This is a genomic window from Sphingomonas prati (assembly GCF_014643515.1).
Classification (GTDB): Bacteria; Pseudomonadota; Alphaproteobacteria; order Sphingomonadales; family Sphingomonadaceae; genus Sphingomonas_R; species Sphingomonas_R prati.
In genome coordinates this window covers 1-1,330 of sequence record NZ_BMJP01000021.1, presented here as the reverse complement: position 1 = coordinate 1,330, position 1,330 = coordinate 1, and the positions used below count along the sequence as shown (strand labels likewise).

Here is a 1,330-nt window from a genome sequence, read left to right as displayed (position 1 = left end):
GCGATCCGTTCCATGAAGCTCTTGGTGCCCGACCTTGCGATCGTGCCAAGCGCATCGGCGAGATCGGCAGCGTTCATGCCAATGCCATTGTCTTCGATCATGAGGCGGCTGCTATCGGGATCCAGCGTGACCGTGATCCGCGGTGCCGGATCTTCGCCAAGCAGCGCCGGGTTCGCGATGCCTTCGTAGCGAAGCTTCTCGCAGGCGTCGGCCGCGTTGGAGACGAGCTCGCGCAGAAACACATTCTTGTCGGAATAGACCGAGTGCACCATCAGGTGGAGCAGCTTGGCAACGTCGGCTTCGAATGCGTGGCTTACGGGTGCGGTGATCGTCGTCATGATGTGTTTGGGACTTCCCTGTTGATGCCGCAGCGGAGTTGGGACTGTCGTCGCTGCCGGTCAAGATTGGCAAAGGTGGTTACGGGCGCGGTACAACATGACCGGTATCAATCTTGCCCGGTACTGGTGTGGCATGAGCGTCAGATCGCAAGCAGCAGCTTCTGCTGCGTCCAGCAGGCAGGCAGCTCCATCGTGAGCAGCCTCGCCGGGGTCAGCGTCGGCGGATGCCGTCCTTCACTGATGGCACGGACGATCTCGGGCGCCAGCCAAGAGAGCCGAACCAGCCGTGTCATGCGTGTGCTGCACTGCCCGCTACTGCTGGCCAACATCTTGATGGATGTCTCGGGCGCTGCTGTGACAGCCGCCCGTGCGGCAGCAGCATCAGCCAACAGGGTGACGAGCGTCTCGTCACGGCGTGCGACACTACCATCGCCGTTGGTCATCACCAGCTTGACGTCCTTGCCATGCCGGATCCGGACGGCCGGAGCGGTAAGCTCGACTGGTGCGTCGCTGTCATTGTCTTCGACGCCAAGCGCTCTCAGCAGAGCAGGACGTTCGATGGTGATGCGGACGCGTTCGTCATCCAGCGTGACGCGCTGAATTAGGGCGCCGACGAGGGTGTGACGGCCATAGTGACCGGCAAGCTTGTCGGTCATGTCAGCCGCTATCTCGATCACGCTCGCGATCGTCTGCGCAGGCAGCTGGGGTGGTAAGACCCGGCGAAGCTGGTGCGACGATGCGAGCAGCGCACGCAGCCGTTCGACAACGACCGCCTCGATGTCGCCAGCCGGCAGACGGGATGCGGCGGGGCCGTGCTCGACCAGTTCGGACGCCGGCGTGATGTAGTAGCGGTAGCGCTTGCCGGACTTCACGGCATGGCTCGGCGACATCCGTCGACCATGCATATCGTAGAGGATGCCGACCAGCAGGCTCGGTGCACGGTGGTTGGTCCCGGACGTGCGCTCGACCTGGCCGGCCGCGAGCGTCTGCTG

General features: G+C 63.5%; 2 pseudogenes. Both read right to left on the bottom strand.

The window, feature by feature from the left end:
• A pseudogene (locus IEX50_RS17315) lies at positions 1 to 338 on the bottom strand (ATP-binding protein); the annotation flags it as partial.
• A gap of 140 nt (positions 339 to 478) precedes the next feature.
• Positions 479 to 1,330 (bottom strand): annotated as a pseudogene (locus IEX50_RS17310) (hypothetical protein); the annotation flags it as partial.